General features: G+C 67.5%; 27 protein-coding genes. 9 read left to right on the top strand and 18 right to left on the bottom strand.

Features of this window, described 5'->3' with window-relative positions; translation table 11 throughout:
* Positions 1–95: 95 nt before the first annotated feature.
* The 11 genes from rbsK to HW466_RS08945 all read right to left on the bottom strand — a co-directional run bounded on the left by rbsK (position 96) and on the right by HW466_RS08945 (position 11,924).
* Entirely contained in the window at positions 96–1,031 is a 936-nt protein-coding gene (rbsK, locus tag HW466_RS08995) for a ribokinase (RefSeq protein ID WP_174905431.1), read from the bottom strand.
* A complete protein-coding gene (locus HW466_RS08990; protein WP_059449645.1) occupies positions 1,028–2,059 on the bottom strand; it encodes a LacI family DNA-binding transcriptional regulator in 1,032 nt (343 codons plus the stop codon). Before HW466_RS08990 ends, rbsK begins: the two co-directional genes overlap by 4 nt.
* A gap of 35 nt (positions 2,060–2,094) precedes the next feature.
* Positions 2,095–3,114 carry an ABC transporter permease gene (locus HW466_RS08985; RefSeq protein WP_059449644.1) on the bottom strand — a complete coding sequence of 340 codons (1,020 nt, stop codon included), beginning with the start codon at positions 3,112–3,114 and terminating at the stop codon, positions 2,095–2,097.
* Entirely contained in the window at positions 3,111–4,724 is a 1,614-nt protein-coding gene (locus HW466_RS08980; RefSeq protein WP_151005852.1) for a sugar ABC transporter ATP-binding protein, read from the bottom strand. The genes HW466_RS08985 and HW466_RS08980 overlap by 4 nt, the downstream gene beginning before the upstream one ends.
* Positions 4,725–4,863: 139 nt before the next feature.
* On the bottom strand, positions 4,864–5,814 hold the full coding sequence (locus tag HW466_RS08975) for a sugar ABC transporter substrate-binding protein (RefSeq protein WP_059449643.1): 951 nt from the start codon (positions 5,812–5,814) through the stop codon (positions 4,864–4,866).
* Positions 5,815–6,110: 296 nt separating this feature from the next.
* Complete coding sequence (locus HW466_RS08970; protein ID WP_151005854.1) at positions 6,111–6,497, bottom strand: DUF805 domain-containing protein; 387 nt, start codon at positions 6,495–6,497, stop codon at positions 6,111–6,113.
* Positions 6,498–6,833: 336 nt separating this feature from the next.
* Positions 6,834–7,760 (bottom strand): CysB family HTH-type transcriptional regulator, encoded by a 927-nt coding sequence (locus HW466_RS08965; RefSeq protein ID WP_059449641.1) that lies wholly within the window; start codon positions 7,758–7,760, stop codon positions 6,834–6,836.
* 80 nt (positions 7,761–7,840) lie between these two features.
* On the bottom strand, positions 7,841–8,899 hold the full coding sequence (locus tag HW466_RS08960; RefSeq protein ID WP_174905433.1) for a sulfate/molybdate ABC transporter ATP-binding protein: 1,059 nt from the start codon (positions 8,897–8,899) through the stop codon (positions 7,841–7,843).
* 13 nt (positions 8,900–8,912) lie between these two features.
* Entirely contained in the window at positions 8,913–9,860 is a 948-nt protein-coding gene (gene cysW, locus HW466_RS08955) for a sulfate ABC transporter permease subunit CysW (RefSeq protein ID WP_059501949.1), read from the bottom strand.
* On the bottom strand, positions 9,857–10,753 hold the full coding sequence (gene cysT, locus HW466_RS08950; RefSeq protein ID WP_059501947.1) for a sulfate ABC transporter permease subunit CysT: 897 nt from the start codon (positions 10,751–10,753) through the stop codon (positions 9,857–9,859). The genes cysW and cysT overlap by 4 nt, the downstream gene beginning before the upstream one ends.
* 133 nt (positions 10,754–10,886) lie before the next feature.
* The gene (locus HW466_RS08945) at positions 10,887–11,924 is read right to left on the bottom strand and encodes a sulfate ABC transporter substrate-binding protein (RefSeq protein ID WP_059501946.1); all 1,038 of its coding nucleotides are present in this window, start codon (positions 11,922–11,924) and stop codon (positions 10,887–10,889) included.
* A 264-nt stretch (positions 11,925–12,188) separates the two neighbouring features.
* Here HW466_RS08945 and lexA point away from each other — a divergent pair, with 264 nt between their 5' ends.
* Genes lexA through HW466_RS08930 form a run of 3 tightly spaced genes read left to right on the top strand, consistent with a single transcriptional unit; the run spans position 12,189 to position 13,929 of the window.
* The gene (gene lexA / locus HW466_RS08940) at positions 12,189–12,836 is read left to right on the top strand and encodes a transcriptional repressor LexA (protein WP_059449636.1); all 648 of its coding nucleotides are present in this window, start codon (positions 12,189–12,191) and stop codon (positions 12,834–12,836) included.
* A gap of 26 nt (positions 12,837–12,862) precedes the next feature.
* Positions 12,863–13,201: a hypothetical protein gene (locus HW466_RS08935; RefSeq protein ID WP_040144136.1), complete on the top strand. Its 339-nt coding sequence runs from the start codon at positions 12,863–12,865 to the stop codon at positions 13,199–13,201.
* A gap of 29 nt (positions 13,202–13,230) precedes the next feature.
* Positions 13,231–13,929 carry a DUF2939 domain-containing protein gene (locus tag HW466_RS08930; RefSeq protein WP_059951890.1) on the top strand — a complete coding sequence of 233 codons (699 nt, stop codon included), beginning with the start codon at positions 13,231–13,233 and terminating at the stop codon, positions 13,927–13,929.
* Between the two features lie 90 nt (positions 13,930–14,019).
* Here the strand turns inward: HW466_RS08930 and HW466_RS08925 are convergent, their stop codons facing one another.
* Positions 14,020–14,517, bottom strand: coding sequence for a universal stress protein (locus HW466_RS08925; RefSeq protein WP_151005264.1), 498 nt, complete (start codon positions 14,515–14,517; stop codon positions 14,020–14,022).
* Positions 14,518–14,844: 327 nt separating this feature from the next.
* On the opposite strand from HW466_RS08925, the gene nodI reads away from it, so the two are divergent.
* Complete coding sequence (gene nodI, locus HW466_RS08920) at positions 14,845–15,759, top strand: nodulation factor ABC transporter ATP-binding protein NodI (protein ID WP_239005789.1); 915 nt, start codon at positions 14,845–14,847, stop codon at positions 15,757–15,759.
* Positions 15,760–15,765: 6 nt separating this feature from the next.
* Complete coding sequence (locus tag HW466_RS08915; RefSeq protein WP_151005268.1) at positions 15,766–16,599, top strand: ABC transporter permease; 834 nt, start codon at positions 15,766–15,768, stop codon at positions 16,597–16,599.
* A 51-nt stretch (positions 16,600–16,650) separates the two neighbouring features.
* Here the strand turns inward: HW466_RS08915 and HW466_RS08910 are convergent, their stop codons facing one another.
* The 4 genes from HW466_RS08910 to HW466_RS08895 form a co-directional block, all read right to left on the bottom strand.
* On the bottom strand, positions 16,651–17,073 hold the full coding sequence (locus tag HW466_RS08910) for a hypothetical protein (RefSeq protein ID WP_059449632.1): 423 nt from the start codon (positions 17,071–17,073) through the stop codon (positions 16,651–16,653).
* 223 nt (positions 17,074–17,296) lie between these two features.
* On the bottom strand, positions 17,297–18,355 hold the full coding sequence (locus HW466_RS08905) for a permease (protein ID WP_059790710.1): 1,059 nt from the start codon (positions 18,353–18,355) through the stop codon (positions 17,297–17,299).
* Positions 18,352–19,479 carry a tRNA 2-selenouridine(34) synthase MnmH gene (gene mnmH, locus HW466_RS08900; RefSeq protein WP_059501939.1) on the bottom strand — a complete coding sequence of 376 codons (1,128 nt, stop codon included), beginning with the start codon at positions 19,477–19,479 and terminating at the stop codon, positions 18,352–18,354. Before mnmH ends, HW466_RS08905 begins: the two co-directional genes overlap by 4 nt.
* A 64-nt stretch (positions 19,480–19,543) precedes the next feature.
* Complete coding sequence (locus HW466_RS08895; RefSeq protein WP_059501936.1) at positions 19,544–20,497, bottom strand: LysR family transcriptional regulator; 954 nt, start codon at positions 20,495–20,497, stop codon at positions 19,544–19,546.
* A 163-nt stretch (positions 20,498–20,660) separates the two neighbouring features.
* Between HW466_RS08895 and HW466_RS08890 the strand changes: the two genes are divergently transcribed.
* Complete coding sequence (locus tag HW466_RS08890; RefSeq protein WP_174905434.1) at positions 20,661–22,082, top strand: M20 family metallopeptidase; 1,422 nt, start codon at positions 20,661–20,663, stop codon at positions 22,080–22,082.
* 34 nt (positions 22,083–22,116) lie between these two features.
* Positions 22,117–23,403, top strand: a complete 1,287-nt coding sequence (locus tag HW466_RS08885; protein WP_151006969.1) for an MFS transporter — start codon at positions 22,117–22,119, stop codon at positions 23,401–23,403.
* An 83-nt stretch (positions 23,404–23,486) separates the two neighbouring features.
* Here the strand turns inward: HW466_RS08885 and HW466_RS08880 are convergent, their stop codons facing one another.
* On the bottom strand, positions 23,487–24,539 hold the full coding sequence (locus tag HW466_RS08880) for an NADP(H)-dependent aldo-keto reductase (protein WP_059790716.1): 1,053 nt from the start codon (positions 24,537–24,539) through the stop codon (positions 23,487–23,489).
* Between the two features lie 170 nt (positions 24,540–24,709).
* Positions 24,710–25,147, bottom strand: a complete 438-nt coding sequence (locus tag HW466_RS08875; protein ID WP_059848694.1) for a PaaI family thioesterase — start codon at positions 25,145–25,147, stop codon at positions 24,710–24,712.
* A 168-nt stretch (positions 25,148–25,315) separates the two neighbouring features.
* Here HW466_RS08875 and HW466_RS08870 point away from each other — a divergent pair, with 168 nt between their 5' ends.
* Positions 25,316–25,798, top strand: coding sequence for a winged helix-turn-helix transcriptional regulator (locus HW466_RS08870; RefSeq protein WP_059544576.1), 483 nt, complete (start codon positions 25,316–25,318; stop codon positions 25,796–25,798).
* A 202-nt stretch (positions 25,799–26,000) separates the two neighbouring features.
* On the top strand, positions 26,001–26,624 hold the full coding sequence (locus tag HW466_RS08865) for a phospholipase D family nuclease (protein ID WP_059501924.1): 624 nt from the start codon (positions 26,001–26,003) through the stop codon (positions 26,622–26,624).
* Positions 26,625–26,633: the final 9 nt, after the last annotated feature.

Raw genomic sequence — 26,633 nt, 5'->3', positions numbered from 1 at the left:
CGTCACGCGACGGCGCGTGGCGAGCATTGCGGTCAGGCATCCGGGGAAAGAGGGTCGGCCGCGTGGCGTCGCACGCGCCGGCCGGGATGCGCGATCTAGCCCTGTTCGGCCAGGTCGGCGAGGGTGGGAATCGACGGTTGCGCGCCCGCGCGCGTGACCGACAACGCCGCCGCGCGTTGCGCGAAGCGGATGGCCGCATCGATGGCCTCGCCCGCAGCGACGCGCGCGGCGAAACCGCCGATGAAGGTATCGCCGGCCGCGGTCGTGTCGACGGCCTTGACGACGGGTGCCGGATAGTGGCGCACCGCGCCGTCGGCCGTCAGCGCGAGCACGCCGCGCGCGCCGAGCGTGATCAGCACGTTGCGCGCGCCGCCCGCCTGCAGCACACGCGCCGCGGCTTCCGCGTCGGCCGGGTTGCGCACGGGCAGCCCGGTCAGCGCGGCCGCTTCCACTTCGTTCGGAATCAGGTAATCGACCAGCGGCAGCCAGCCGTCCGGCAGCGGCGCGACGGCCGGCGCCGGATTGAGCACGACGATGCGACCGAGCCGCCGCCCGGCCGACAGCACCGCGAACACGGCGTCCGGCGGCGTCTCGAGCTGGCAGATCACCACGTCGGTCGCGGCCAGCGCGGCCTCGTTGCGCGCCACCGTTTCGGTCGTCACTTCGCCATTGCTGCCCGCGACGATCACGATCGCGTTCTGGCTCGCGTCGTCGACGACGATCAGCGCGACACCGGTCGATGCCGTCGTGCTCGTCGCGAGCCGCGAGCAGTCGATGCGTTCGGCCTCGAGGCCGGCCCGCAGCGCGGTACCGTGCGCATCCGCGCCGACGCAGCCGATCATCGCGACCTGCGCGCCAAGCCGCGCCGCCGCGACGGCCTGGTTGCCGCCCTTGCCGCCCGCGGCCTGCGCGTACGCGTGGCCGGCCAGCGTTTCTCCAGGCAGCGGCAACCGCGGCGCCCGCACGACGAGATCCATGTTGAGGCTGCCGACCACCGTCACGCGGCCGGTGCCTGCCGCACGCGCCGTCATGCGCGAGCGCCCGGCGCGGCCGGCTCGCGATAGATCGCCGTCGATTCGCGCAGCACGAGACGCGGCGACACGACGCGACGACGGCTCGGCGCGGCCGTCGAACCGCCGCCGATCCGCTCGATCAGCGTTTGCGCGGCCATTTCGCCGAGCGCGCGCACCGACTGGCCGACCGTCGACAGCGCCGGATACGTATAACGGGAGAATTCGATGTCGTCGAAGCCGATGATCGAGCAGTCGTCCGGCACGCGCAGGCCGCGCTCGGCCGCCGCGCGCAGCGCGCCGACGCCCATCAGGTCGTTGCCCGCGAAAATCGCGCTGGGATGCACCGACTCGAACAGCCGCGAGGCCGCGTGGTAGCCGCCGAGGCACGAGAAATCGCTTTCCGCGATCGCCCCCGGCACGATGTCGATCCCGCGCTCGGCCATCGCACGGATGAAGCCGTGCACGCGCATCGCGCTGACGGCCGTGTCGGTCGGCCCGGTGATGCAGCCGATCTTCGCGTGCCCGAGCTCGAGCAGGTGACGCGTCGCCAGGTAGGCGCCGCGTTCGTGGTCGATCTGCACGAGGTCGGCCGCGAGCCCCTCGATGTTGCGGTCGACGACGACGAGCGGCGCATGCGCGTCCGCCAGCGTCTGCGCGAGCACCGCGTCCTCGCCGGCCGACGCGACGATCAGCCCGTCGATGCGCTTTTCCTGCAGCACGCGCAGGTAGTTGCGCTGCTTCACGGGATCGTCGTCCGAGTTGCAGAAGAACACGCAATAGCCGTTGGCCGCGCACTGGTCCTCGATGCCGCGCGCCAGCTCCGCGAAGTACGGATTCGTGCTGTTCGGCACGACGAGGCCGATGGTCGCCGTCGCGCGCGCCTTCAGCGACCGCGCCACGGCCGATGGCACGTAATTCAGCTCGCGGATCGCGCCCTCGACCTTCGCACGCACATCCGCGGACACCGGCCGCGAATTGTTCACCACGTGCGAGACGGTCGTAAACGACACGCCCGCCATGGCCGCCACATCCTTGATCGTCGCCATTTCCCGTTTCTCTCTGGTCTGCTTTCCGTATAGTTCTACCGGGCGCGCGCGCGCCGGCTGCGATAAGTGTCGAGCACGACCGCGACCACGATCACCGCCCCGGTGATGATCCGTTTGGTCGGCTCGTTCGCGCCGATCTGAGCGAGTCCCGCGGCCAGCACGGAGATGATCAACACGCCGAAGAACGTGCTGATCACCGAGCCGCGCCCGCCCATCAGGCTCGTGCCGCCGATCACGACGGCTGCGATCACCTGCAGTTCGACACCCGCGCCCGCGTTCGGATCGGCGGCCTCGAGCCGCGAGATCTGAAACAGCGACGCGAGCCCCGCGAGCGCGCCCATCAATGCGAATACGAGGATTTTATACGGACGCGGGTTAACCCCGGCAAGCCGTACCGCCTCCTCGTTCGTGCCGATCCCGACGAGATAGCGTCCGAACACGGTGCGCGTGAGCACGAACTGTGCCGCGACCATCACCGCCACCGCGATCAGGAACGCCGGCGAAATGCCGAGCGCGATCGGGTTCGACAGGAAGTCGAACGCGTCGCCGATGTAGGCCGTGCGCGAATTCGTCAGCTGGTATGCGACGCCGCGCGCGGCCTCGAGCACGCCGAGCGACACGATGAACGACGGAATCCGCCAGCCGACCGTGATCGCGCCCGTCAGCGAGCCCGTCGCGGTCGCGACCGCGATCCCGATCAGCGCGGCCGGCAACGGCCCCCACTGCCACTTCAGCGAAGCCACGCTGACCATCGACGCGGCCAGCGCGAGCACCGAGCCGACCGACAGGTCGATGCCGGCGATGATCAGCACGAAGGTCATCCCGACCGACATCACGACGAGATCGGGGATCTGGTTCGCGATCGTACTGAACGTATCGTAGGTCAGGAAATGCGAACTCAGCGCCGAAAACAGCGCGATCATCGCGACGAGCGCGCCGGCGAGCCCGAGATAGTTCGACACGCCGAGCCGCGTGCCGGACAGCGTGCGCGCGCGGCGCCCCGTCACGGTCTGCTGCGCGCCTGCGTCGCTCGGGGATACGGGAGGCTGGGTCATTGCTGTCGTCCTGTCGTCGAAGTGCCGGAGGCCGGGCGCGGCGCGCCTTGCGCATCCGGATGCCGCGCGCCGTCCGGAAGCGCTTCGCGGCCGAAGCCGGCGAACGCCGCGGCCAGCAGCGCATCCTGGGTCCAGTTGCCGCGTTCGAACACGGCGGTCATGCGGCCTGCCGACATCACGCCGATCCGGTCGCAGATCAGCATCAGCTCGCGCAGGTCGCTCGATACCACCACCAGCGCGCGGCCTTCGCGCGCGAGCGCGCCCATCAGCGTGTAGATCTCGAACTTGGCGCCGACGTCGATTCCGCGCGTCGGCTCGTCGAACAGCAGCACGCCCATGTCGCGCGCGAGCCAGCGGCCGATCACGACCTTCTGCTGGTTGCCGCCCGACAGTTCGCCGACCGCCTGCGCGGCGCCGTGCGTGCGAATCCGCAGCGCGTCGATCTGCTGTTCGGCGAGCGCCGTCTCGCGCGTCGCGTCGACGATGCCGCCGCGCGCCAGACGGTCGAGCTGGCCGAGCGACACGTTCGACGTGACCGACTGCGACAGCAGCAGCCCTTCACCCTTGCGGTCCTCGGTGATCAGCGCGATGCCGTGCTTCACCGCGTCGACGGGCGAGCCGATGCGCGCCGGCTTCAGCGGATCGCCGACCGCGATCATCCCGGCGTCCGGCGTATCCGCGCCGTAGATCAGCCGCAGCAACTCGGTGCGCCCCGCGCCGATCAGCCCCGAGATGCCGAAGATCTCGCCCGAGCGCACCTCGAGCGACACGTCGCGCACGGCCGTGCCGCGCGTCATGCCCGATACGACGAGCCGCGGCGCGCCGATACGGCGCGCACCGAGGTCGATGTGCTCGCCGAGCTCGCGCCCGACCATCAGCGTGACGAGCCCGTCGGACGTCGTCGCGGCCATGTCGCCGACATGCACGAGCCGGCCGTCGCGCAACACCGCGACGCGCTCGGCCACGCGGGCAAGCTCCTCGAGCCGGTGCGAGATGTAGATGATCGCGACGCCGCGCGCCTTCAGCCGGTCGATCTGCTCGAACAGCAGTTCGACCTCGCGCGCGGTCAGCATCGCGGTCGGTTCGTCGAGGATCAGTACGCGGCAGTCGCCGATCAGGTTGCGCGCGATCTCCACCATCTGCTGGTGGCCGATCCCGAGCGCGCCGACCGGCGTATCGGGATCGACCGCATCGAGCCCGACCTGCGCCATCGCGGCACGCGCATCGTCGCGCAGCCGCGCGCGATCGATGATGCCGAAGCGCCGCGGCAGACGATTCAGAAACAGGTTTTCGGCGACCGTCAGCGTCGGCAGCAGGTTCAGCTCCTGCATCACCATGCGCACGCCGAGCGCCTCGGCCTGCGTGCGGCTTGCCGGCGCATAGGCCTGGCCGCCGAGCTGCATCGTGCCGGCCGTCGGGTCGACGAGCCCGCCGATGATCTTCGACAGCGTGCTCTTTCCCGCGCCATTCTCGCCCGTCAGCGCGAGCGCCTCGCCCTGCACGAGCGTCAACGTGACGTCGGCGAGTACGGGTTCGGCGTAGGTCTTGCCCACACCGGAGACGGACAGCACGGGAACAGCTGAACGGGAGGGTTGGAAGGTCGGTTCCATCGCGATCCTGGTTGCGGCCGCGCGCACGCGGCGCGCGGGTATGACGCTCACAAGTGCTTGCAGTGGCCGTGATCGCGCTCACTCCGTATAACGGCCGCTGTCCCCGATTCTTGAGCGCGGCGGCCGTGGCGGAGCGGCGTTACTTCGTCACGAGATCCACCGGCGTCTCGACCACGCCGGTCATGTCGGCCTGCTTGCGATGCTCGGCGATCGCCTTGAGCGCCGTGTCGATGCCGAACACGGCCTGCTTCGCCGCGTACTGGTCGGCGGTCGCGACGACGCGGCCGTCCTTCAGCATCGGCTTGATCGCGTTGATGTTGTCGTAGCCGACCACGAGCACCTTGCCCTGCTTGCCCGCCGCCCGCACGGCCGACACGGCGCCGATCGCCATGTTGTCGTTGCCGCACAGCAGCGCGCGCAGGTTCGGGTACTCGTTGAGCATCGCGGACGCGACCGCGTTGCCCTTGTCGATCTCCCACTCGCCCGACTGTACCGACACGACCTTCATCCCGCCCGCCTTCATCGCATCCTGGAAGCCGGCCGTGCGCTGCTGCGCATTGGTCGTCGTCGACACGCCTTCGATGATGCCGACCTGGTCGCCCGCCTTCAGCCGCTTCGCGAGGTAATCGCCGATCTTGCGCGCGCCCTTGCGGTTGTCGGGGCCGACGAACGGCACGTTCAGGTTCTTCGACTTCAGCACGTCGGGATCGAGCCGGTTGTCGATGTTCACGACGATGATGCCCGCGTCGACCGCCTTCTTCACGACCGGCACGAGCGCCTTCGAATCGGCCGGCGCGAGCACGATCGCATCGACCTTCGACACGATCATCTGCTCGACGATGCGGATCTGGTTCGCGGTGTCGGTCTCGTCCTTGATGCCGTTCGTGATCAGGTCGAACTGACCGGCGTTGTGCTTCTGGTATTCCTTCGCGCCGTTTTCCATCGTCAGGAAGAACTCGTTGGCGAGCGACTTCATCACGAGCGCGACTTTCGGCTTGCCCGCCGATTGGGCATGGACGACCGGTGCGGCAGCGACCGCGACGGCGGCAAGCGCGGCGGTCAGGAAGCGACGGCGAAAGCGGACATTCATACACATCTCCTGGCGACTGGCCCGACGGGCCGGACTGTTGTTTTAATGTGAGCAAACGTTTGCGCCACACTACCCGGGCATTGGCCATCGATGCTGCTTGTCGGTACCACGGAATGGAAGCGAGGCAGACGGCCGACTGCCTGGCGCGTGCTGTCGTCGACGCGCCACCGCCGGCGGGGACGCCGGCGGAGTGAGGGCTATGCTGTACCGTTTCGCGGCGACGCGCAACCCGTCTGATCAATATTTAAGGGTTTATTCGGAGCGCATCGCGACGCGCGAAGGCAACACCTCGTGCGTCAGGCCCGATCCTGTTGCGCGGGCTCGTCGCGATCGTTCGACGGCGGCGCGCCGAAGCGGTTCGCATGCGGCGTGCCGGCGATGAAGCCGTTCATCACGAGCAACGCGAGCGCACCGACGATCGGCACGCACATCAGCAGCATCCACCACCCCGACTTGTCGATGTCGTGCAGCCGCTTCACGCCGACGGCAAGTGTCGACCAGAACGCGACGACGGCGATCGCAACGAACAGCAGCACGACCGACAGCGGCAGATCGTCGTTCGACGAACCGCGGCTGCCCGCATCGAAGATCGCGCTGATCACGCCGGACACCACCGCGTAAATCCACCACGGCATGCGACCGATCCGGCCTTCGAACGAAAAAAGAAACCATTTGAGATTCATTGTTCACCTCTTGTTCGTGCATCGTCGAATGGCGGACGGCGATCGCGGCAGCGCCGGCCTCGGGCATGCGGCCGCCGGTTCCGTCCCGCGTCGCGCAAGAAAGTCCGGCCCGGCCCTTCTCGCGTCCGCGCGCATTAAATCATATCCTTGGCGCCATGACTTGCATGAGATGAACGGAATGCAGCGTTTCACGTGCGTATTCCATGAGCGTCGATGCATGCGGATCGGGCGCGGCGCGGGTATGCGATCCGCCGTCGCTCGAGCGGCAAAAGAAACGCCGCGCGCGCCGGGCGCTTGCCCGGACCGCACGCGGCGTGTGCAGCACGCGCGTAACCGTCAGGCCACTTCGCGCAGTTGCGACGCGATTTCGGTTTCGTTCAGATGCGGCGCGAACATCTCGATCAGCCGGTATGCATACGCGCGCAGGAACGCGCCCTTGCGCAAGCCGACACGCGTCGTGCTCGCCTCGAACAGGTGCTGCGTGTCGAGCGCGACGAGCCCGGTGTCGCGCTGCGGATCGAAGGCCATCGCCGCGACGACGCCAATCCCCATGCCGAGCTCGACGTAGGTCTTGATCACGTCGGCGTCGATCGCGGTCAGCACGACATCGGGCACCGCGCCGGCCTGCGCGAATGCCTGGTCGATGTGCGAGCGGCCCGTGAAGTCCTGGTCGTACGTGATGATCGGGTACTCGGCGATTTCGTCGAGCGTCAGGTTCTCGCGGCCGACGAGCGGATGGCCCTTCGGCACGACGACCGTGTGGTGCCACGAATAGCACGGGAACGTGACGATGTCGGGGTAGCGGTCGAGCGCCTCGGTCGAGATGCCCAGATCGGCTTCGCCGTTCAGGATCATCTGCGCGATCTGCTGCGGGCTGCCCTGCCGCAGCGCGAGATGCACCTTCGGGAACACCTCGGTGAACTGGCGGATCACCTTCGGCAGCGCGTAGCGCGCCTGCGTGTGCGTCGTCGCGACGACGAGGTGGCCGCTGTCCTGGTCCGCGAACTGGCGCGCGACCCGGCGCAGGTTTTCCGCGTCGAGCAGCATCCGCTCGATCAGCTGGTGCACGGCCTTGCCGGGCTCGGTGAGCCCGGTGAGCCGCTTGCCGCGACGGATGAAGATGTCCACGCCCAGTTCATCCTCGAGATCCTTGATCTGCTTCGACACGCCTGACTGCGACGTGTACAGCACGTTCGCGACTTCCGTCAGGTTCATGTTCTGGCGCACGGCTTCGCGCACGAAACGCAATTGCTGAAAGTTCATGGGTATGCCTCTTGGGCTGTCGTTGTTCGAATGTCGATCCGGAGCGGTATCCGCCCTCTTCTCTTTGACGGGTTCGGGCGTCAGTGTGCGGGAAATACGCGCACCGCGCGCGGCACGGCGGTTGCGCCGTCGCCGACCTGCAGCGCGAGCGCGCGCCACGCGTCGCGATCGAGTTCCGCTTCGAGTGCACCGCCCGTGCGCGCCTCGAGCTCGACGCGCACCGAGCCGCCGAGCGGGATCACACGGCGCACGTCGACCGCGATGCCGTCGCGATGGCCGTCGCCGGCCGGCCACAGCTGCAGGTCGTGCGGGCGCACATAGGCATTCGCGGGCCCCGCGAAATCGGCGTCGACGGCGATCGGCGCGGCCGCACCCTCGGCGACGAAGCCGCGCCCGGCAACCGTGCCCGGCAGCCGGTTCGCCGCGCCGAGAAACTCGTAGACGAACGCGCTTTCCGGATGATCGTAGACGTCCTGCGGGCTGCCCACCTGCTCCACGTGGCCGCGGTTCAGCACGACGATCCGGTCGGCCACTTCCAGCGCTTCTTCCTGGTCGTGCGTGACGAAGATCGTCGAGATGTGAAGGTCGTCGTGCAGGCGCCGCAACCAGCCGCGCAGTTCCTTGCGCACCTTCGCGTCGAGCGCGCCGAACGGCTCGTCGAGCAGCAGTACCTTCGGCTCGACCGCGAGCGCGCGGGCCAGCGCGATCCGCTGGCGCTGGCCGCCCGACAGCTCGGACGGGTAACGCTGCGCGAGCCAGTCGAGCTGCACGAGCTTCAGCAGCTCGTGCACCTTGTCGCGGATCACGGTTTCCGACGGCCGTTCGCGACGCGGCTTCACGCGCAGCCCGAACGCGACGTTCTCGAACACGGTCATGTGGCGGAACAGCGCGTAATGCTGGAACACGAAGCCGACCTGGCGATCGCGCGCGCCGACCGACGCGACGTCGAGCCCCTGCAGCACGACCTGGCCGGCGTCCGCGTGCTCGAGGCCCGCGATCACGCGCAGCAGCGTGGTCTTGCCGCAGCCCGACGGCCCGAGCAGTGCGACGAGTTCGCCCGCCGGAAAGTCGAGCGACACATCGTCGAGGGCGGTGAAATCGCCGAAGCGCTTCTGAAGATGACGGACGGTGATACCCATTCTGGTTGCCTCTTTACGATTTCGACGAAACGGCCGCGACAGGGCCGGCATGAGCGGGAACGTCATCGCGTGCGCCGGCCAGTTCGGCGGCGAGATGACGCTCGGCGAGCAGCTTCAGCGCGAGCGTGACGAGCGCGAGCAGCGCGAGCACCGACGCCACCGCGAACGCCGCCGCGAAGTTGTATTCGTTGTACAGGATCTCGACGTGCAGCGGCATCGTGTCGGTCACGCCGCGAATATGGCCGGACACGACCGACACCGCACCGAACTCGCCCATCGCGCGCGCATTGCACAGGATCACGCCGTACAGCAGGCCCCACTTCACGTTCGGCAGCGTCACGCGCCGGAAGATCTGCCAGCCCGATGCACCGAGCACGCGCGCGGCCTCTTCCTCGTCGGTGCCTTGCGCCTGCATCAGCGGAATCAGCTCGCGCGCGACGAACGGGAACGTGACGAAGATCGTCGCGAGCACGATGCCCGGCACCGCGAAAATGATCTGCACGTCGTGATCCTGCAGCCACGGGCCGAGCCAGCCTTGCGCGCCGAACAGCAGCACGTAGACGAGGCCGGAGATCACCGGCGACACGGAGAACGGCAAGTCGATCAGCGTGGTCAGCAACGCCTTGCCGCGGAATTCGAACTTCGCGATCGCCCACGACGCGCACACGCCGAACACGAGGTTCAACGGCACCGCGATCACGGCGACGGTCAGCGTCAGCTTGATCGCCGACCACGCGTCGGGATCGGCGAGCGATTCGACATAGAAGCCGACGCCCTTGCGCAGCGCCTCGAAGAACACCGCGGCGAGCGGCACGACGAGGAAGAACGCCAGGAACGCCAGCGCGACGCCGATCAGCAGCCAGCGCACGGCGCGCGGCTCGCCGACGGGGTCGAGCCGCTTCGCCGCGCGCACGCGCGCGACGGACGGGTCGTTCAGTACGGCACCGGACTTGCGGGTCATTGCTGGCCTCCTGCTGCTGCGGCAACGGTGCCGGTCGCCGGCGCGGGGCCGCTCGCCCCCTTGCTCGTGCGGCGCTGCAGATACCATTGCAGCGTATTGATCAACAGCAGCATCACGAACGACACGACCAGCATCACGACGGCCAGCGCGGTCGCGCCCGCATAGTCGTACTGCTCGAGCTTCGTGATGATCAGCAGCGACGTGATCTCGGATTTCATCGGCACGTTGCCGGCGATGAAGATGACCGAACCGTACTCACCGAGCGCGCGTGCGAACGCGAGCGCGAAGCCGGTGAGCAGCGCCGGCAGCACGGCCGGCAGCACGACGCGGCGGAAGGTCAGCCAGCGCGATGCGCCGAGGCATGCGGCGGCCTCTTCCTGCTCGCGCTCGAAATCCTCGAGCACCGGCTGCACGGTGCGCACGACGAACGGCAGCCCGATGAAGGTCAGCGCCACCAGCACGCCGACCGGCGTAAACGCGATCTTGATGCCGAACGGCGCGAGATACTGGCCGACCCAGCCGTTGGCCGCATAGACGGCGGCAAGCGAGATGCCCGCGACCGAGGTCGGCAGCGCGAACGGCAGGTCGACGATCGCATCGACCAGGCGCTTGAACGGGAACGTGTAGCGCACCAGCACCCACGCGACGAGAAAGCCGAATACGGCGTTGATCAATGCGCCGCCGAGCGCGGCGGAAAACGTCAGCCGGTACGACGCGAGCACGCGCGGCGACGTGACGGCAGTGACGAACTGGTCCCACGACAGCGTCGCGGTCTTCAGGAACGTGGCGGCGAGCGGAATCAGCACCACGAGGCTCAAATAGGCCACCGTGATGCCGAGCGTCACGCCGAAGCCGGGCAGCGCGCTCGGCTTGCGAAAGGTGTACGTCGTCATCGGATGCTCTTGCTGGGTCGTTGCTGCTCATGGGTCCGACGCAAACGCCGACGCGGGAATCGCGCCGGCGGGCCGTCGGGGATGCGGCGCGCTCTCGTGGCGCGCCGCTGTCGTTATGGCTTGCTGCGTGGCGTTATTGCGGCTTGTAGATCGAATCGAACACGCCGCCGTCCGCAAAATGCGTCTTCTGCGCCTTCGTCCAGCCGCCGAACGTGTCGTCGACCGTGTACAGCTTCAGCTTCGGGAACTGCTTCGTCAGCTCCGCCGGCACGTTCTTCGAACGCGGGCGGTAATAGTTGCGCGCCGCGATTTCCTGGCCCTGCGGGCTGTACAGGAAATTCAGGTAGGCCTCGGCCAGCTTGCGCGTGCCCTTCTTGTCGACCACCTTGTCGACCACCGCGACGGGCGGCTCGGCCAGGATGCTCACCGACGGCACGACGATCTCGAACTTGTCGGTGCCGAATTCCTTGATCGACAGGAATGCCTCGTTCTCCCACGCGATCAGCACGTCGCCGAGCCCGCGCTGCACGAAGCTCGTCGTCGCACCGCGCGCGCCCGAATCGAGCACGCCGGCATTCTTGTAGAGCTTCGTCACGAAATCCTTCGCGCTCTGCTCGCTGCCGCCCGGCTTGTGGACGGCATAGGCCCACGCGGCGAGGTAGTTCCAGCGCGCGCCGCCCGAGGTCTTCGGGTTCGGCGTGACGATCGAGATGCCTGGCTTCGTCAGATCGTCCCAGTCCTTGATTCCTTTCGGGTTGCCCTTGCGCACCAGGAACACGATCGTCGACGTGTACGGCGACGCATTGTCCGGCAGGCGCTTCTGCCAGTCCTTGTCGACGAGGCCCTTGTTGGCGAGCGCGTCGATGTCGTAGGCAAGCGCGAGCGTCACGACGTCGGCCTGCAGGCCGTCGAGCACCGAGCGCGCCTGGGCGCCCGAGCCGCCGTGCGACTGCTTGAAGTTGACCGTCTCGCCCGTCTTCGCCTTCCACTCCTTGCCGAACGCCTGGTTGAAGTCCTGGTACAACTCGCGCGTCGGGTCGTAGGACACGTTCAGGAACGTCGTATCGGCCTGGGCATGCGTCACGACGCCCAGCGCCGCCGCCGCGCCCAGCGCGAGTGTTGCGATCAGGCGGCCCGCTCCGCCCACCAGCCCCGTATTGCGCTTCACCATCCTTGGTTCTCCAGTGTTGTCGGTATTGCGATGTCGGGCCAGTCTATCGAACGGGTTACATGATTAAAAATAATCGTTCTTCATTTTTTAATACTCAAAAGTGCTAACGCATACTGGACGGACGGTTGCGGCGGACGATCCGGCGTTCGGGCGTCGCGAAATCGCGCCGGAATCGACGCGATCGCGTCGAACCTCAAGTAACACTTGAAATTCGCGAAGTACTGTATAAAAATACAGCTCACTGTCTATCCATACAGTTCAGCCATGACCAAACTCACCGCCCGTCAGCAGCAAGTGTTCGACTTGATCCGCCGCGCGATCGAGCGCTCCGGTTTTCCGCCCACGCGCGCCGAGATCGCTGCAGAGCTGGGTTTCAGCTCGCCGAACGCGGCCGAGGAACACCTTCGTGCGCTGGCGCGCAAGGGCGTGATCGAGCTGGCCGCCGGCGCGTCGCGCGGCATCCGCCTGCTCGGCATCGACGACGCTCCGCACCAGTTCACGCTGCCGCACGCCGGCCTGATGCAACTGTCGCTGCCGCTCGTCGGCCGCGTGGCGGCCGGTAGCCCGATCCTTGCGCAGGAGCACATCTCGCAGCATTACGCGTGCGATCCCGCGCTGTTCACCAGCAAGCCCGATTACCTGCTGAAGGTGCGCGGCCTGTCGATGCGCGACGCCGGCATTCTCGACGGCGACCTCCTCGCCGTGCAGAAGCGCACGGAAGCGAAGGACGGCCAGATCATCGTCGCGCGCCTCGGCGACGACGTCACGGTCAAGCGCCTGAAGCGCCGGCCCGGCGGCCTCGAGCTGATCGCGGAGAACCCGGATTACGAAAACATCTTCGTCAAGGCCGGCAGCGCGGATTTCGCGCTGGAAGGCATCGCCGTCGGGCTGATCCGCTCGGGCGAACTCTGACAATCGGTCTCTCTGAGGAGAACATCATGGAACGCCTTTCCCGTCTGCTGCCTTTCCGTCAATTCGGCCGCCTGCGTCACCTGCGCGGCCGCACGCCCTGCGCGCCGCTGTCCGCGGCGGCGCCCGTGGTGAGCCAAGAAGTCGCAGTTGAACGGCAGGCGTCGTTGCTGCCGTCGGCGCTGCCCGCATTCGCGCGGGTGTCGCTGAACGCCGGCCTGAATCACGCGGAACCGGCACGTCGTGCGCCCGTGCGCGTGTATCACGGTCGCTCGCGCCTGATCATGGTCGGGACGATCGATGCCGTGTGCCGAATGATCGATCGTTGCATCGCGGAGGAACGATCGGCCACGCACGGCGGTCTCTGATTGCGGAACCTGTCCGTACCGGAGGCACCGTGACTGGATCTTCGGGCCGTGCGTGGCGGCTCAAGCCCTTGCTGATCGTCGTGCTGGCCGTCGCCGTCCTGACGGCGATCGGCTATGCATACGCATCGCCGTACGTCGCGCTTGGTCGCCTGAAATCGGCAATCGACGCGCGCGATGCGCAAGCGGTCAGCGAATATGTCGATTTTCCGTCGCTGCGTATCAGCCTGAAGCAGCAGGTCACGGAAGAGCTGATGCGCCGGATCGACGCTTTAAAGAAAGACAATCCGTTCGCGGTGATTGGCGCGCTGATCGGATCTGCATTGATCGGCCCGCTGGTCGATGCCTATGCGACACCGGAAGGCGTCGCGGCGCTGATGAGTGGCATTCCCCCGCGCGGCAATCCGGGAGAACGGCCGCCTGAATGGTCGAGCCCGCCGTCCGGCGCTGCGACTGGCAACGCGCCGGGCACATCGCCTGCCAATCCGGCGAGTGTTCCGGTGCCCGCCAGCAATGTGGCCGCCTCGGCCGCGTCTGTACCCGCTACCGCACCCGCAGCTGCGAACCCCGGCGGGGCCGGCCATCCGCAGCAAACGAGCGCTGGCTACCGGAATATCGATGAATTTGTCGTGACCTACCAGCGCAACGCGGACGGCACGCGCTATGCAGCGATCTTCCATCGCTTCGGCCTGTTCTCGTGGAAGCTGTCCGCGATCGACCTGCACGCGTGAGCAGCCGTGATCGGCGCACATGTCGCCAGCGGCACGGCGCATGACCGGCGCGAATCGCGATACGATCCGGCCGGTTACACGATCGTTGCGTTACTTGCCGCTCGCGGTGGCCGCTTCGCGTTCGCGTGCGATCTGGGCCTTTTGCTCTTCCGCCGACGAACATGCGACGAGAATGCTGCAGTTCACGCGATCGAGCAGCTGTGTGTTGCCCGAGCCCATCCACCATCTCGACAGTCCGCTGCGGCACCGATGGCCGACGACGACGAGGTCGGCTTTCAGCTCCGTCGCGAGATTCGCGATTTCGTCGATCGGATAGCCGAATGCGAAATGGCCTTCGGCCTGAACGCCGCGCTCGCGCAGCCAGTTCACGCCTTCCTGCAGGATCTCGCGCGCGGTTTCCTCGAAACGGCCGCACGCGACGTCGGTCAGCAACCCGGCGCTTTGCGCGATGCTCGAGCGCATGTCGACGACCGACAACAAATGCGTTTCCGCCTTCAGGTCCAGCGCGAGATTGGCACCACACCGCAATGCCTTGCGTCCTTCGAGCGTGCCGTCGTAGCACAGCAGAATCTTGTTGTAGCTAGCCATGAAACCTCCCTGTCGCGACTACGTACCCTATGCACTCATCATGGTGCGCCGCAATTCAGGACGCAAGGGATGGAAAACGCTGATTCGCCACGCCGCGCGCGTCGGCGATGATGCGGTGCACGATCCGCGCACGCATGCACCATGCGGAGCACATACGCGCTGAAGAGACGCAGGCGATGCACTAGAATGGCCCGTTCGTGCCGTCGGCGCGCGTTCGCCCCCGTCATGCCCATGTGACACGCATTCATCCGATCCGTTCGCCGGGCTGTATGGCCGCCCGACCGGCCGCGAAACGCGTCCGCGTCCGCTTACAACGACAACCTGCCCATGTCCGTTGCACCGATCGATTTCCGGAACGTCGAAAAGCGCTATGGCGACAAGCTCGTCGTCAACGACCTGTCCTTCCACGTACAGGCCGGCGAATGCTATGGCCTGCTCGGGCCGAATGGCGCCGGCAAGACCACGACGCTGAAGATGCTGCTCGGCCTCGCGTATCCCGACGCCGGCGCCATTTCACTCTGCGGCGAGCCGGTTCCGTCACGCGCGCGGCATGCGCGCCAGCGCGTCGGCGTCGTCCCGCAGTTCGACAATCTCGATCCCGATTTCACCGTGCGCGAGAACCTGCTCGTGTTCAGCCGCTATTTCGGGATGTCGGCACACACCGCACGCGCGCTCGTGCAACCGCTGCTCGAATTCGCGAAGCTGGAAAACAGGGCTGACGCGAAGGTCGGCGAACTCTCGGGCGGCATGAAGCGCCGTCTGACGCTCGCGCGCGCACTCGTCAACGATCCCGACGTGCTGGTGCTCGACGAGCCGACGACAGGCCTCGATCCGCAGGCGCGGCACCTGATGTGGGAGCGGTTGCGATCGCTGCTCGCGCGCGGCAAGACGATCCTCATCACCACGCACTTCATGGAAGAAGCCGAGCGCCTGTGCGACCGGCTGTGCGTGATCGAGGAAGGCCGGAAGATCGCCGAAGGCGCGCCGCACGCGCTGATCGAATCGGAAATCGGTTGCGACGTGATCGAGATCTACGGGCCGGACCCGGTCGCGCTGCGCGACGAGCTCGCGCCGTTCGCGAAGCACACCGAGATCAGCGGCGAGACGCTGTTCTGCTACGTGACCGATCCCGAGCCGCTCAGTGCGCGGCTCAAGGGTCGCACGGGATTGCGCTATCTGCATCGCCCGGCCAATCTGGAAGACGTGTTCCTGCGGCTCACGGGCCGCGACATGCAGGACTGATCGATCATGGACGTACGCAACTATTCCGCCGCCGCGCCGTCCGCACCGCCGCGCGAGTCGCGCTTCGCGATCGCGCTGCCCGCGAATGCCACCAACTGGATTGCCGTGTGGCGACGCAACTACCTCGTGTGGCGCAAGCTCGCGCTCGCCTCGCTGTTCGGCAATCTCGCCGATCCGATGATCTACCTGTTCGGCCTGGGGTTCGGGCTCGGCCTGATGCTGGGCCACGTCGACGGCGTGTCGTACATCGCGTTCCTCGCGGCCGGCACGGTCGGTTCGAGCGTGATGATGTCCGCGAGCTTCGAATCGATGTATTCGGGCTTTTCGCGAATGCACGTGCAGCGCACCTGGGAAGCGATCATGCACACGCCGCTCGCGCTGGGCGACATCGTGCTCGGGGAGATTGTCTGGGGCGCGAGCAAGGCGCTGCTGTCCGGCGTCGCGATCATGCTCGTCGCGGGCCTGCTCGGGTATGCACGGTTTCCGTCGATGCTCGCGGCGCTGCCGGTGATCGCACTCGCCGGCCTCGCGTTCGCGAGCACGGCGATGATCGTTACCGCGCTCGCGCCGTCCTACGATTTTTTCATGTTCTATCAGACGCTCGTGCTGACGCCGATGCTGCTGCTGTCGGGCGTGTTTTTCCCGATCACGCAATTGCCTCCGGTCGCGCAACACGCGGCACACGTATTGCCGCTCGCGAACGCGGTCGAACTGATCCGCCCCGCGATGCTCGGCCGGCCGGCGACGGACGTCGGCATGCATCTCGCGGTGCTCGCCGGCTATGCAGTCGGCGGATTCGTGGTTTCCGCGTGGCTGTTCCGGCGGCGGATGATGCGCTGACGGCCGGCGCGCACTGCGCCGGCTCGATGCTGCGATGAAACGGCGACGACGTTACTCGTCGTCGTCGCTCCACGGAATCTCGACGTCGGTCAGGAACGCGACGGTCGCCAGCGGGCCGCCTTCGTGCCGGCCGAGCTTGCCGTCGGCGCGATGCCATTCGACGCGGAACTGCGTACCCGGATCGTCGGCGACGAGATAGACCGCGCGCAGCTCTTCCGCGTCGGCCTCGTCGACCGGACCGTCGAACGACACCAGCATCTTCTGCGGCCACAGGCCGTTCACCGGATCGTAAATGCGGTCGCCCTGCGGGATGTCGATGCTGGCCTCGACGCCGATCGTGGCGGAAGCTTCGATGATCATCGTGCCGAGTGCGTTCAGCACGGCAGTCGCCCGCGCGGAATTGGCCTGGCGGATCGCGAGATCGCCGCGCGTCAGCGCCTTTTCGAGTCGAGGATGAATCTTCGGTTGGGTCATGCGTTTTCCTGTTTGCTTCTTGTAAAGGGCACCGCACGCTTGAAGCTGCGGCGCCGGATGAATACGACGGTCGCGCGGCGGGACCGGCCGGCGCGCGGCACGGCGGCCATCGCGCAGGCTCGGACGCGGGCAGCCGGGCATGTCCTGGCTCGCGCCCGACCGGGCCGCGCGTGTCGCGCCTGTCCGGCCGTCCCGCGCGATCGCCGTGCCGCCCGCGTGTCCGTCAGAACCCGAATGCGATCGCGAGCAGCCCGCTCACGATCCCGAACACGATGACAAGGCCCGTGACGATCGCAAGCATGTAAGGCTTGAACGAACGCGCGAGCATCGCGAGCGACGGCACGCTGATCGGCGGCAGCGTCATCAACAGCGCGGCGGCCGGGCCGACGCCCATGCCGAGCGACAGCATCGCCTGGATGATCGGCACCTCGCCGGCTGTCGGGATCACGAACAGCGTGCCCGCGACGGCGAACGCGACGATCCAGCCGAGATGATTGCCGATGTCCGGGCCGATATGCGGGAACAGCCATGCGCGCGCCGCGCCGAGCAGCAGCACGAGCACGATGTATTCGGGCACGAGCCGCACGGCCATGCGTGCAAGCAGCTTCATCCAGCGGACGAACGGATTGCCCGCGGCAGCCTGCTCCGCCACCAGCGCGGCGAGTTGCGCGTCGTCGATGCTGCGGTCCTCGGGGCGCGCGATACGGTTCAGCAGATAGCCGCCCCCGAATACCATCGCGACGCCGAGCACGAGCCGCAGCGCGCTCCAGTGCCAGCCGAGCACGAAGCCCATGAACACCAGCGCGGCCGGATTCAGGACCGTGTTGCCGAGCCAGAACGCGACCGCGCCGCCCGGCGACGCATGCCGCGCGCGCAGGCCCGCGACGACCGGCGCCGCACAGCACGTGCACATCATGCCGGGCAGCGACAGCAGGCCGCCCGCGGCGACACTGCCGAAGCCCGTGCGACCCAGCGTGCGTGCAACCCAGTGCGCCGGCAGCAGCGCCTGCACGGCCGAACCGAGCAGCAGGCCGAGCACCATGGCCTGCCAGATCGCCTTGCCGTATGCCCATGCATAGTCGAGCGCCGCCTTCAGCGACGGCTCCGGCGCGCTCGCCGACGTGCCCATCAGGATCGACTGGCCGATCGAATGATGCTCGGCGGCAACGAACGCCTTGTTGTAGTACGGGAACCATTTCACGTAGAACAGTCCCGCGACTGCGATCAGCAGGAAGGTCATCCAGCCGAGCGCCGGATTGGGTTGAGTGCGTGTGGTCGTCATCGTGTGTGGGTCGATTGGTTTTTGTCGGTGTCGGATCCCGCAGCCGCGCCGGTGCCGTGCGTCGCCGGCAGCCCCGCGCGCGCCAGCGCATCGAGCAGCGCGCGCGCCTGCTGACGCCCGTCGACGGCATTCGGCCGGAACGCGAACGTCAGCGCGCGGTTCGGCTTGTCGTACGACGAACGATAGGTGCGTGCGTAGGCAGGATCGTAATGCTTGTCGATCAGCGTGCGGAACAGTTCGGCACGTGCATTCGCGTCGATCAATGCATGCCAGCGCGCGACTTCTTCGCGGCTGTGCAGGCCGATCAGCCGATCGAGTTGCGCCTTGAACGCCGCCGGCTCGTCGAACAGGTGCGCGTAGTCGTCGAGCAGGAACGCGATGCGTTCGTCGCGCTCCGCCTCGACCTGGACCCATGGCCCCGCGCGGAACGCGTCCAGCAACGCGAGGGGCAACTGGATGAGGCCGATCTTGCGGCTCTCCGATTCGACGAATACCGGCAATGCGGGGTCGAAACGTTCGAGCGCCTTGACGAGACCCGAATCGAACGCCTTCTGCGTGGGTTGCGGCACGCCCGGCAATGCGCCGAGCAGCGAACCGCGATGGCAGGCCAGCGCCTCGAGATCGAGCGTCTGCGCGCCTTCGTCGCGCAGCGCGTTCAGGAGCCGCGTCTTGCCGCAGCCCGTATGGCCGACGAGCGCGATGTAGCGAAAGCGCGTGGGCAACGTGTCGAGCGTCGCGCATACCGAGCGGCGATACGCCTTGTAGCCGCCGTCGAGCTGCCGGGCCTGCCAGCCGATCAGGTTGAACCAGGTGGTCATCGACCCGGAGCGCTTGCCGCCGCGCCAACAATAGATCAGCGGCCGCCAGTTGCGCGGACGGTCGGCGAACGTGGTGTCGAGATGGCGCGCGATGTTGCGCGCGACCATTGCGGCGCCGACGCGCGTCGCTTCGTACGGCGACACCTGGCGGTACATCGTGCCGACGATGACGCGCTCCTCGTTGCTGAGCACGGGCGCGTTCAGCGCGCCGGGAATATGGTCCTCGGCGAACTCGAGCGGCGTACGCACGTCGATGATCTCGTCGAACTCGCCGGCGCGATCGAGGGTGACAATCAGGTTCTTCAATTTGGCGTCGAACAGGGGCGATGCGGCTCGGCGAGCCGCACGGGCACGGAAGGCGGATTGGCAATTATCTCATGCCCGGCCGTCTCGGGCCGCGCTTGGCAACCGGCGGGGGCGACACGCTGCTCATCGCGTCGATCAGATGGTCGCGAAACGCGCGCACCGACGTCGGCAGGTCGCGCCCCGCCATGGTCTGTACCTGGATGCTGCGCTCGCGCAACTGGGCATTCGTGACGGGCACGACGACGAAGCCGTCCGCGTCGAAACGATCCCGCACCGACAGCAGTCCCGTAAACATCACCGCGCCGGTACGCTGCGCGTAGCGGTACATCACCGCGGTGTTGTTGCTGGTCAGCTCCGGCTCGAGCATGAGCCCGTCGAGCACGCACGCGATGTCGATCAGCTGGCGCACCGTCGTGCCGGCCTCGGGCAGTACATGCGGATGCCGTGCGACATCGGCGAGCGACACCGAGTCGCACGCCGCGAGCGGATGGTCGCGGCGCACGAGCGCGAAGACCGGCGCACGCTCCGTGTGTTCGACGCGCACGCCCTGCTCCGGCGCCAGGCTGAACGTCAGCCCGATGTCTGCATCGCCGTCGCGCACACGCCGCGTGGCCTCCGCCGGCGACACGACCCACACCGAGAAGTCGACGCCCGGATGGCGCGCCTTGAAGCTTGCGAGCGCGCCCGGCAGAAAATCGATCGCGAATCCCTCCGAGCAGGCGATCTTCAACAGGCTGCCGTGCAGCGCCTCCAGCCCGCCGATCTCCTTCATCACGTGCTCGGCCTCCAGCAGGCTGCGCTGCGCGAAGCCCAGCAGCCGTTGGCCGGCCTCCGACAATGCCATCCCTCGCGGCCGACGCTCGAACAGCGGCGCGCCCAGCTCGCTCTCGAGCTTCGCAATCTGCCGGCTGATCGCCGAGACGGCCACGTGCAGCCGCGTGGATGCGTCGCTGATCGACCCGGTGCGCGCCACTTCGACGAAATACCGCAGCGCGAGACCATGCAGGAAAGCCGCCATCGTTGTGTCCCCGGGCCCGCGTTCAGGCCGCTCTGCTTTGCCTTTTCAGCAAAGAAATGTTCGAAATTCGATCATTGTGACAAAAAAAACGGCTTCCTAGAATCGATCGCACTCTCGGTCGTGCGCGCCGCGCTCGCCGCAGAATCGATACAGGAGACACGTCTTGAGCCGTACCGCCGCCATCCAGCATGCGTTGAACCAGTTCGAATCCGGCGCGTTCTTCACCACCCTGAGCCGCCGCATTGCCCTGCGCACCGAAAGCCAGGACAGCGGTGCAAGCGCCGCGCTGCGTGCCTACCTGACCGACGAGATCGCGCCGGAGGCCGCGCGCCTGGGTTTCACGTCGCGGATCGTCGACAACCCGGTCGACGGCGGCGGCCCGTTCCTGCTCGCGTCGCGCCATGAGGACGACGCGCTGCCGACCGTGCTCGTCTATGGCCACGGCGACGTCGTGCGCGGCTACGACGCGCAGTGGCGCGCGCCGCTGTCGCCGTGGACGCTGACCGTCGACGGCGATCGCTGGTACGGCCGCGGCAGTGCCGACAACAAGGGCCAGCACACGATCAACCTGAGCGCGCTGGCGAGCGTGCTCGATGCGCGCGGCGGCCGGCTCGGGTTCAACGCGAAACTGCTGATCGAGATGGGCGAGGAAACGGGGTCGCCGGGCCTCGACGCACTATGCCGCCAGGAACGCGACGCACTCGCGGCCGACGTGCTGATCGCGTCCGACGGGCCGCGCCTCACCGCCGAACGTCCGACCGTGTTCCTCGGCTCGCGCGGCTCCGTCAACTTCAAGCTCGGCCTGCGCGCACGCGACGGCGGCCATCACTCCGGTAACTGGGGCGGCCTGCTGCGCAACCCGGCGACCGTGCTCGCGAACGCGCTCGCGAGCCTCGTCGACGCGCGCGGCGCGATTCGCGTCGCCGGGCTGCGCCCGCCGCCGATCCCGGCCGCCGTGCGCGCCGCGCTCGCCGGCCTGTCCGTCGGCGGCGGGCCCGGCGATCCGGCGATCGACGCCGACTGGGGCGAGCCCGGCCTGTCCGCCGCCGAGCGCGTGTTCGGCTGGAACACGCTCGAGATCCTCGCGTTCAAGGCCGGCAATCCCGAACATCCGGTCAATGCGATCCCGCCCGTCGCCTACGCGCACTGCCAGTTGCGCTTCGTGGTCGGCACCGACTGGGAGGCGCTGCATGCGCACCTGCGCGCGCATCTCGATGCGCACGGCTTCGCCGACATCGAGATCGACGTCGAACGCGGCGCGCCGGCGACGCGCCTGCCGCCGGACGATCCGTGGGTCCGCTGGGCTGTCGCGTCGCTCGCGCGCACCACCGGCAAGCAGCCCGCGATCCTGCCGAACCTCGGCGGCACGCTGCCCAACGAAGTGTTCGCCGATACGCTGGGGCTGCCGACGCTGTGGGTGCCGCACTCGTATCCGGCGTGCTCGCAGCACGCGCCCGACGAGCACCTGCTCGCGAGCGTCGTGCGCGAGGGACTGCAGATGATGGCCGGCCTCTTCTGGGATCTCGGCGAGGCCGCACCAACCGTTCGCCATCCGGCAGCCGTCGCGGCCGGTGCCGCCCTGTAACGCGCTTCGCCCCTTTCCCGGGACTGCTCACACGATGAATACGACCACCCTCACCTCGCAGGACGCCGCGCGACCCAGCGCCGCGAAGATCCGGCGCATCATCTTCGCCGCGTCGATCGGCAATGCGCTCGAATGGTTCGACCTGATCGTCTACGGCTTCTTCGCGGTGACGATCGCCAAGCTGTTCTTCCCCGCGACGAGCGAGGCGACGTCGCTGCTGCTCACGCTCGGCACGTTCGGGCTGTCCTACCTGATCCGGCCGATCGGCGGCTTCGTGCTCGGCGCCTACGCGGATCGTGCGGGCCGCAAGGCGTCGCTGCTGCTGTCGATCGGGATGATGATGGCCGGCACGCTGCTGATCGCGCTGATGCCGACCTACGCATCGATCGGCATCCTCGCGCCGCTCGGGATCATGCTGTCGCGGCTGATGCAGGGCTTTTCCGCCGGCGGCGAATTCGCGAGCTCGACCGCGTTTCTCGTCGAGCATGCACCGCAGCGACGCGGCTTCATGTCGAGCTGGCAGTTCGCGAGCCAGGGCCTCGCGACGCTGCTCGCATCGGGCTTCGGTGCGCTGCTGACGTCGACGCTGAGCGTCGCGCAACTCGAAAGCTGGGGATGGCGCGTGCCGTTCCTGTTCGGGCTCGCGATCGGCCCGGTCGGGCTCTACATCCGCCGCTACGTCGACGAGGGGATCGAGTTCAAGACGCAGGCGCGCTCCGAAGCGCCCGTGCGCGAGCTGTTCGCGGACCAGAAGATGCGCGTGCTGCTGTCGATCGGCGTGCTCGTGATCTCGACCGCGATCAACTACATGGTGCTGTACATGCCGACCTATGCGATCAAGCAGCTCGGGCTGCCGGCATCGACGGGCTTCGCGGCGACGCTTGCGACCGGCTTCGTGCTGACGCTCGTCACGCCGCTCATCGGCCATCTCTCCGATCGCACCGGGCGAATCCGCGTGATGGCGGCGGCGGCCGTGCTGATGCTCGCCACCGTCTGGCCGACGTTCGCGTGGCTCTCGCATCACGCGTCGTTTGCGACGATGCTCGCCGCGCTGATCTGGATCGGGCTGCTGAAGGCGACGTACTGCGGCGCGCTGCCGGCGTTGATGGCCGAACTGTTTCCGTCGCAAACCCGCGCGACCGGCCTCGCCGTCAGCTACAACACGGGCGTCACGCTGTTCGGCGGCTTCGCGCCGTTCGTGATCACGTGGCTGATCAGCGCGACCGGCAACCGACTGTCGCCGGCGCTGTACCTGATGGGTTGCGCGGTGCTGAGTCTCGGCGCATTGCTGGCCGCGCGCACGCGGCTCGGGATGCGCTGAGCGCGCGCCGACGAAACCGCGGCGCGCCCCTGCGCGTCGAATGCGGCCGGTCGCGGCACCTCGCCGCGCGGGCCGCTTGCCGTTTACGGCGCCGGGTTCGGCTGCAGTTCGTGCAGCGCGTCGATCTCGGCGAGGACCTCATCGGACAGCGTCACGTCGATGCTGCCGATGTTCTCCTTCAGCTGCGCGAGCGACGTCGCGCCGACCAGGTTGCTGCGCACGAACGGCCGGCTGTTGACGAACGCGAGCGCGAGCTGCGCGGGCGACAGCCCGTGCCGTTTCGCGAGCGCGACGTAGCGCGACGTCGCCTCGACGGCCTGCGGCTTGCTGTAGCGCTGAAAGCGCTCGAACAGCGTGATGCGCGCGCCGGCCGGCCGTGCGCCGTTCTCGTACTTGCCGGACAGCCAGCCGAACGCGAGCGGCGAATAAGCGAGCAGCCCGACGCCGTCGCGATGCGTGAACTCCGACAGGCCGTTCTCGAACGTGCGATTAAGCAGGCTGTACGGATTCTGGATGCTGGCGATGCGCGGCAAGCCGAGCTTCTCGGCCGCCCGCAGGAATTGCGCGACGCCCCACGGCGTTTCGTTCGACACGCCGATCGCACGGACCTTGCCGGCCTTCACGAATTCCGCGAGCACGCCCAGCGTTTCCTCGATCGGCACCGTATATGCATCGTCGACCCACGGATACGCGGGACGACCGAACGTCGTTGTGCTGCGATCGGGCCAGTGCAGCTGGTACAGGTCGACATAATCGGTCTGCAGGCGCTTGAGGCTGCCGTCGAGCGCCTCGGTGAGGTTCTTGCGGTCGAACTGATTGCCTTCGCCGCGAATATGGCGCGGATTGTGCGGCTGCCGGGCCGGGCCCGCGATCTTCGTTGCGAGCACGATCCGGTCGCGCTGGCCACGATGCTGCGCGAGCCAGGTGCCGATGTACTGCTCCGTGCGCCCCTGCGTATCGGGCTTGGGCGGCACCGGGTACATCTCCGCGGTATCGATCAGCGTTACGCCCTGCCCGAGCGCGTAATCGATCTGCTCGTGGGCGTCGCGTTCAGAATTCTGCTCGCCCCACGTCATCGTGCCGAGACCGATCAGGCTGACCTCGATGCCCGAATCGCCGAGTGTGCGGTATTCCATGCTGTTCCTGTCGCGTCAGTGGAAAGCAGAAACGCTATCACATTGAAGCGAGCGCTTCAGACAGCCGGCGCGTTCGCTTACAGGCGCCCTTCGCCGTGCAGCCGGCCAACGCCCGTACGGCTCGCGCACGATCGCGGGCGGCCGGGCCGGCGAACGACGACACCGCTGCGTTACTGCGGCCGCTGAATGAAGCAGGTCGCCGATGCGTGCGCGACGATCTTGTCGTCCGGCGTCTTCAGCGTGCCCTCGGCGACGCCGAGCGAACGCGACAGGTGAATCACGCGCCCCTCCGCGATCAGATCGACGTCACGCGGCACGGGGCGCAGCATCTTCACGTGCAGGTCGACCGTGCCGTAACCGACGCCCGCGTCGAGCATCGAGTGCACCGCGCAGCCCGTGATCGAATCGAGCACCGTCGCGGCGAACCCGCCATGGACGCCGCCGAGTGGATTCAGGTGCCGGCCGTCCGCACGCGCGGCCATCTTTACGTAGCCGAGCTCGACGCCCAGCGGCCGCATCGGGATCGTTTCGCAAATCGATGCGAGCGGCAGATCGCCCGCCGCCGCCGCGCGCAGCAGGTCGAGACCGGACAGGGAAAGCGGATTCATCGGGTTGTCTCCTGATTGAAAGCACGTCGCCGCGCGAGTAAGTTCTAAATTGGAACTCATTATTCGCAACCGCCCGGCGCTTGTCAACGCAGTTCCGCGCTTTGCAACCGACGGCAAGTTCTATAATCGAACCCGCTCCTTCGCTGAACGGCCGCACGAGACTCGATCATGAAATGGGATGACATCGGCACGCTGAACTGTTCGGTCGCGCGCACGCTTGCCGTGCTCGGCGACCGATGGACCATGCTGATCCTGCGCAACGCGTTTCTCGGCTGCCGCCGCTTCGATGCGTTCCAGACGCAACTGGGTCTCACGCGCCACGTACTCGCCGAGCGGCTCGCGCGCCTCGTCGACGAAGGCGTACTGGTCAAGCGCGCATATCAGGAGCGCCCGCCGCGCTTCGAATACCGGTTGACGGAAAAAGGCCTCGACCTCTACCCGGCCCTGCTCGCGCTGATGACATGGGGCGATCGCTGGAAGGACGACGGCCAGGGGCCGCCGCTGCAATTGCGCCATCGCACCTGCGGTCAACTGATGCATGCGGTCACGGTGTGCTCGGCATGCGGCGAGCCGCTCGATGCGCACGACGTGCAGCCGGAGCCCGGGCCCGGATGGATCGCACGCGAGGCGGCCGGGCCGCTCGATGTCTGACGCGTAGCACGGACGCGTGTCGTGCGCGCATGACTGCGCCGCATGGCCACCGACCGATGCAGATGCTGCCCGGCACGATGAACCGCATCCCGTCGACGGCACCCGGCCGTCACACGATGCGTCGCTGCGCCCGGGCGTGACCGCGCCGCCGTGTGTGCGTTACACTCACGGCCCGCTGTCTCAAATTCATTCGCTGTCCAAGATGTTGTCGCGCCAACGCCTCGCCGCCGCCTGCCTCGCTGCCTCCCTGCTCGCCACGCCCTTCGCCGCCTTCGGCAAGACGCACAACGAATCGCTGCTGCAGCAGGCGATCGACTTCATCGCGCAACTCTTGCCGGCCCCGACACATGAGGCGCCGGCCACGCAGGTCGTCGAATCCGCGTTCTCGCCCGATGGCGGTGCCGAGGCGCTCGTGCTGAAAGCAATCGGCGCCGCGCGCACCTCGATTCGCGTGGCTGCCTACTCGTTCACGTCGCCCCCCATCACGCGCGCGCTGCTCGCCGCGAAACGGCGCGGCGTGAATGTCGCGGTGGTCGTGGACGACAAGGGCAATCGCGCGAAGAGCAGCAAGCAGGCACTGAACCTGCTCGTCAATGCAGGCATTCCGACACGCACGATCGACGCGTATGCGATCCACCACGACAAGTATGTCGTGGTCGATGCGGAACATGTCGAGACGGGCTCGTTCAACTACAGCGCGTCGGCAGCGAGCCGCAATTCCGAAAATGTCGTCGTGGTCTGGAACAATCCCCAGCTCGCGTCGCGCTACCTAGCGCATTGGCAAAGCCGCTTCGACCAGGGCACGCCATACCGCTCGTCGTACTGAGCCTTCGAA

This window comes from Burkholderia territorii, assembly GCF_902833055.1.
In the GTDB taxonomy this organism is placed as follows: domain Bacteria; phylum Pseudomonadota; class Gammaproteobacteria; order Burkholderiales; family Burkholderiaceae; genus Burkholderia; species Burkholderia territorii.
This window is presented reverse-complemented; position numbering and strand designations above follow the sequence as displayed.

Bases quoted from the DNA above. Each gene is read 5' to 3' on its own strand.
- rbsK (WP_174905431.1), bottom strand. From the start codon at position 1,031: ATGACGGCGCGTGCGGCAGGCACCGGCCGCGTGACGGTGGTCGGCAGC.
- HW466_RS08990 (WP_059449645.1), bottom strand. From the start codon at position 2,059: ATGGCGACGATCAAGGATGTGGCGGCCATGGCGGGCGTGTCGTTTACG.
- HW466_RS08985 (WP_059449644.1), bottom strand. From the start codon at position 3,114: ATGACCCAGCCTCCCGTATCCCCGAGCGACGCAGGCGCGCAGCAGACC.
- HW466_RS08980 (WP_151005852.1), bottom strand. From the start codon at position 4,724: ATGGAACCGACCTTCCAACCCTCCCGTTCAGCTGTTCCCGTGCTGTCC.
- HW466_RS08975 (WP_059449643.1), bottom strand. From the start codon at position 5,814: ATGAATGTCCGCTTTCGCCGTCGCTTCCTGACCGCCGCGCTTGCCGCC.
- HW466_RS08970 (WP_151005854.1), bottom strand. From the start codon at position 6,497: ATGAATCTCAAATGGTTTCTTTTTTCGTTCGAAGGCCGGATCGGTCGC.
- HW466_RS08965 (WP_059449641.1), bottom strand. From the start codon at position 7,760: ATGAACTTTCAGCAATTGCGTTTCGTGCGCGAAGCCGTGCGCCAGAAC.
- HW466_RS08960 (WP_174905433.1), bottom strand. From the start codon at position 8,899: ATGGGTATCACCGTCCGTCATCTTCAGAAGCGCTTCGGCGATTTCACC.
- cysW (WP_059501949.1), bottom strand. From the start codon at position 9,860: ATGACCCGCAAGTCCGGTGCCGTACTGAACGACCCGTCCGTCGCGCGC.
- cysT (WP_059501947.1), bottom strand. From the start codon at position 10,753: ATGACGACGTACACCTTTCGCAAGCCGAGCGCGCTGCCCGGCTTCGGC.
- HW466_RS08945 (WP_059501946.1), bottom strand. From the start codon at position 11,924: ATGGTGAAGCGCAATACGGGGCTGGTGGGCGGAGCGGGCCGCCTGATC.
- lexA (WP_059449636.1), top strand. From the start codon at position 12,189: ATGACCAAACTCACCGCCCGTCAGCAGCAAGTGTTCGACTTGATCCGC.
- HW466_RS08935 (WP_040144136.1), top strand. From the start codon at position 12,863: ATGGAACGCCTTTCCCGTCTGCTGCCTTTCCGTCAATTCGGCCGCCTG.
- HW466_RS08925 (WP_151005264.1), bottom strand. From the start codon at position 14,517: ATGGCTAGCTACAACAAGATTCTGCTGTGCTACGACGGCACGCTCGAA.
- nodI (WP_239005789.1), top strand. From the start codon at position 14,845: ATGTCCGTTGCACCGATCGATTTCCGGAACGTCGAAAAGCGCTATGGC.
- HW466_RS08915 (WP_151005268.1), top strand. From the start codon at position 15,766: ATGGACGTACGCAACTATTCCGCCGCCGCGCCGTCCGCACCGCCGCGC.
- HW466_RS08910 (WP_059449632.1), bottom strand. From the start codon at position 17,073: ATGACCCAACCGAAGATTCATCCTCGACTCGAAAAGGCGCTGACGCGC.
- HW466_RS08905 (WP_059790710.1), bottom strand. From the start codon at position 18,355: ATGACGACCACACGCACTCAACCCAATCCGGCGCTCGGCTGGATGACC.
- HW466_RS08895 (WP_059501936.1), bottom strand. From the start codon at position 20,497: ATGGCGGCTTTCCTGCATGGTCTCGCGCTGCGGTATTTCGTCGAAGTG.
- HW466_RS08885 (WP_151006969.1), top strand. From the start codon at position 22,117: ATGAATACGACCACCCTCACCTCGCAGGACGCCGCGCGACCCAGCGCC.
- HW466_RS08880 (WP_059790716.1), bottom strand. From the start codon at position 24,539: ATGGAATACCGCACACTCGGCGATTCGGGCATCGAGGTCAGCCTGATC.
- HW466_RS08875 (WP_059848694.1), bottom strand. From the start codon at position 25,147: ATGAATCCGCTTTCCCTGTCCGGTCTCGACCTGCTGCGCGCGGCGGCG.
- HW466_RS08870 (WP_059544576.1), top strand. From the start codon at position 25,316: ATGAAATGGGATGACATCGGCACGCTGAACTGTTCGGTCGCGCGCACG.
- HW466_RS08865 (WP_059501924.1), top strand. From the start codon at position 26,001: ATGTTGTCGCGCCAACGCCTCGCCGCCGCCTGCCTCGCTGCCTCCCTG.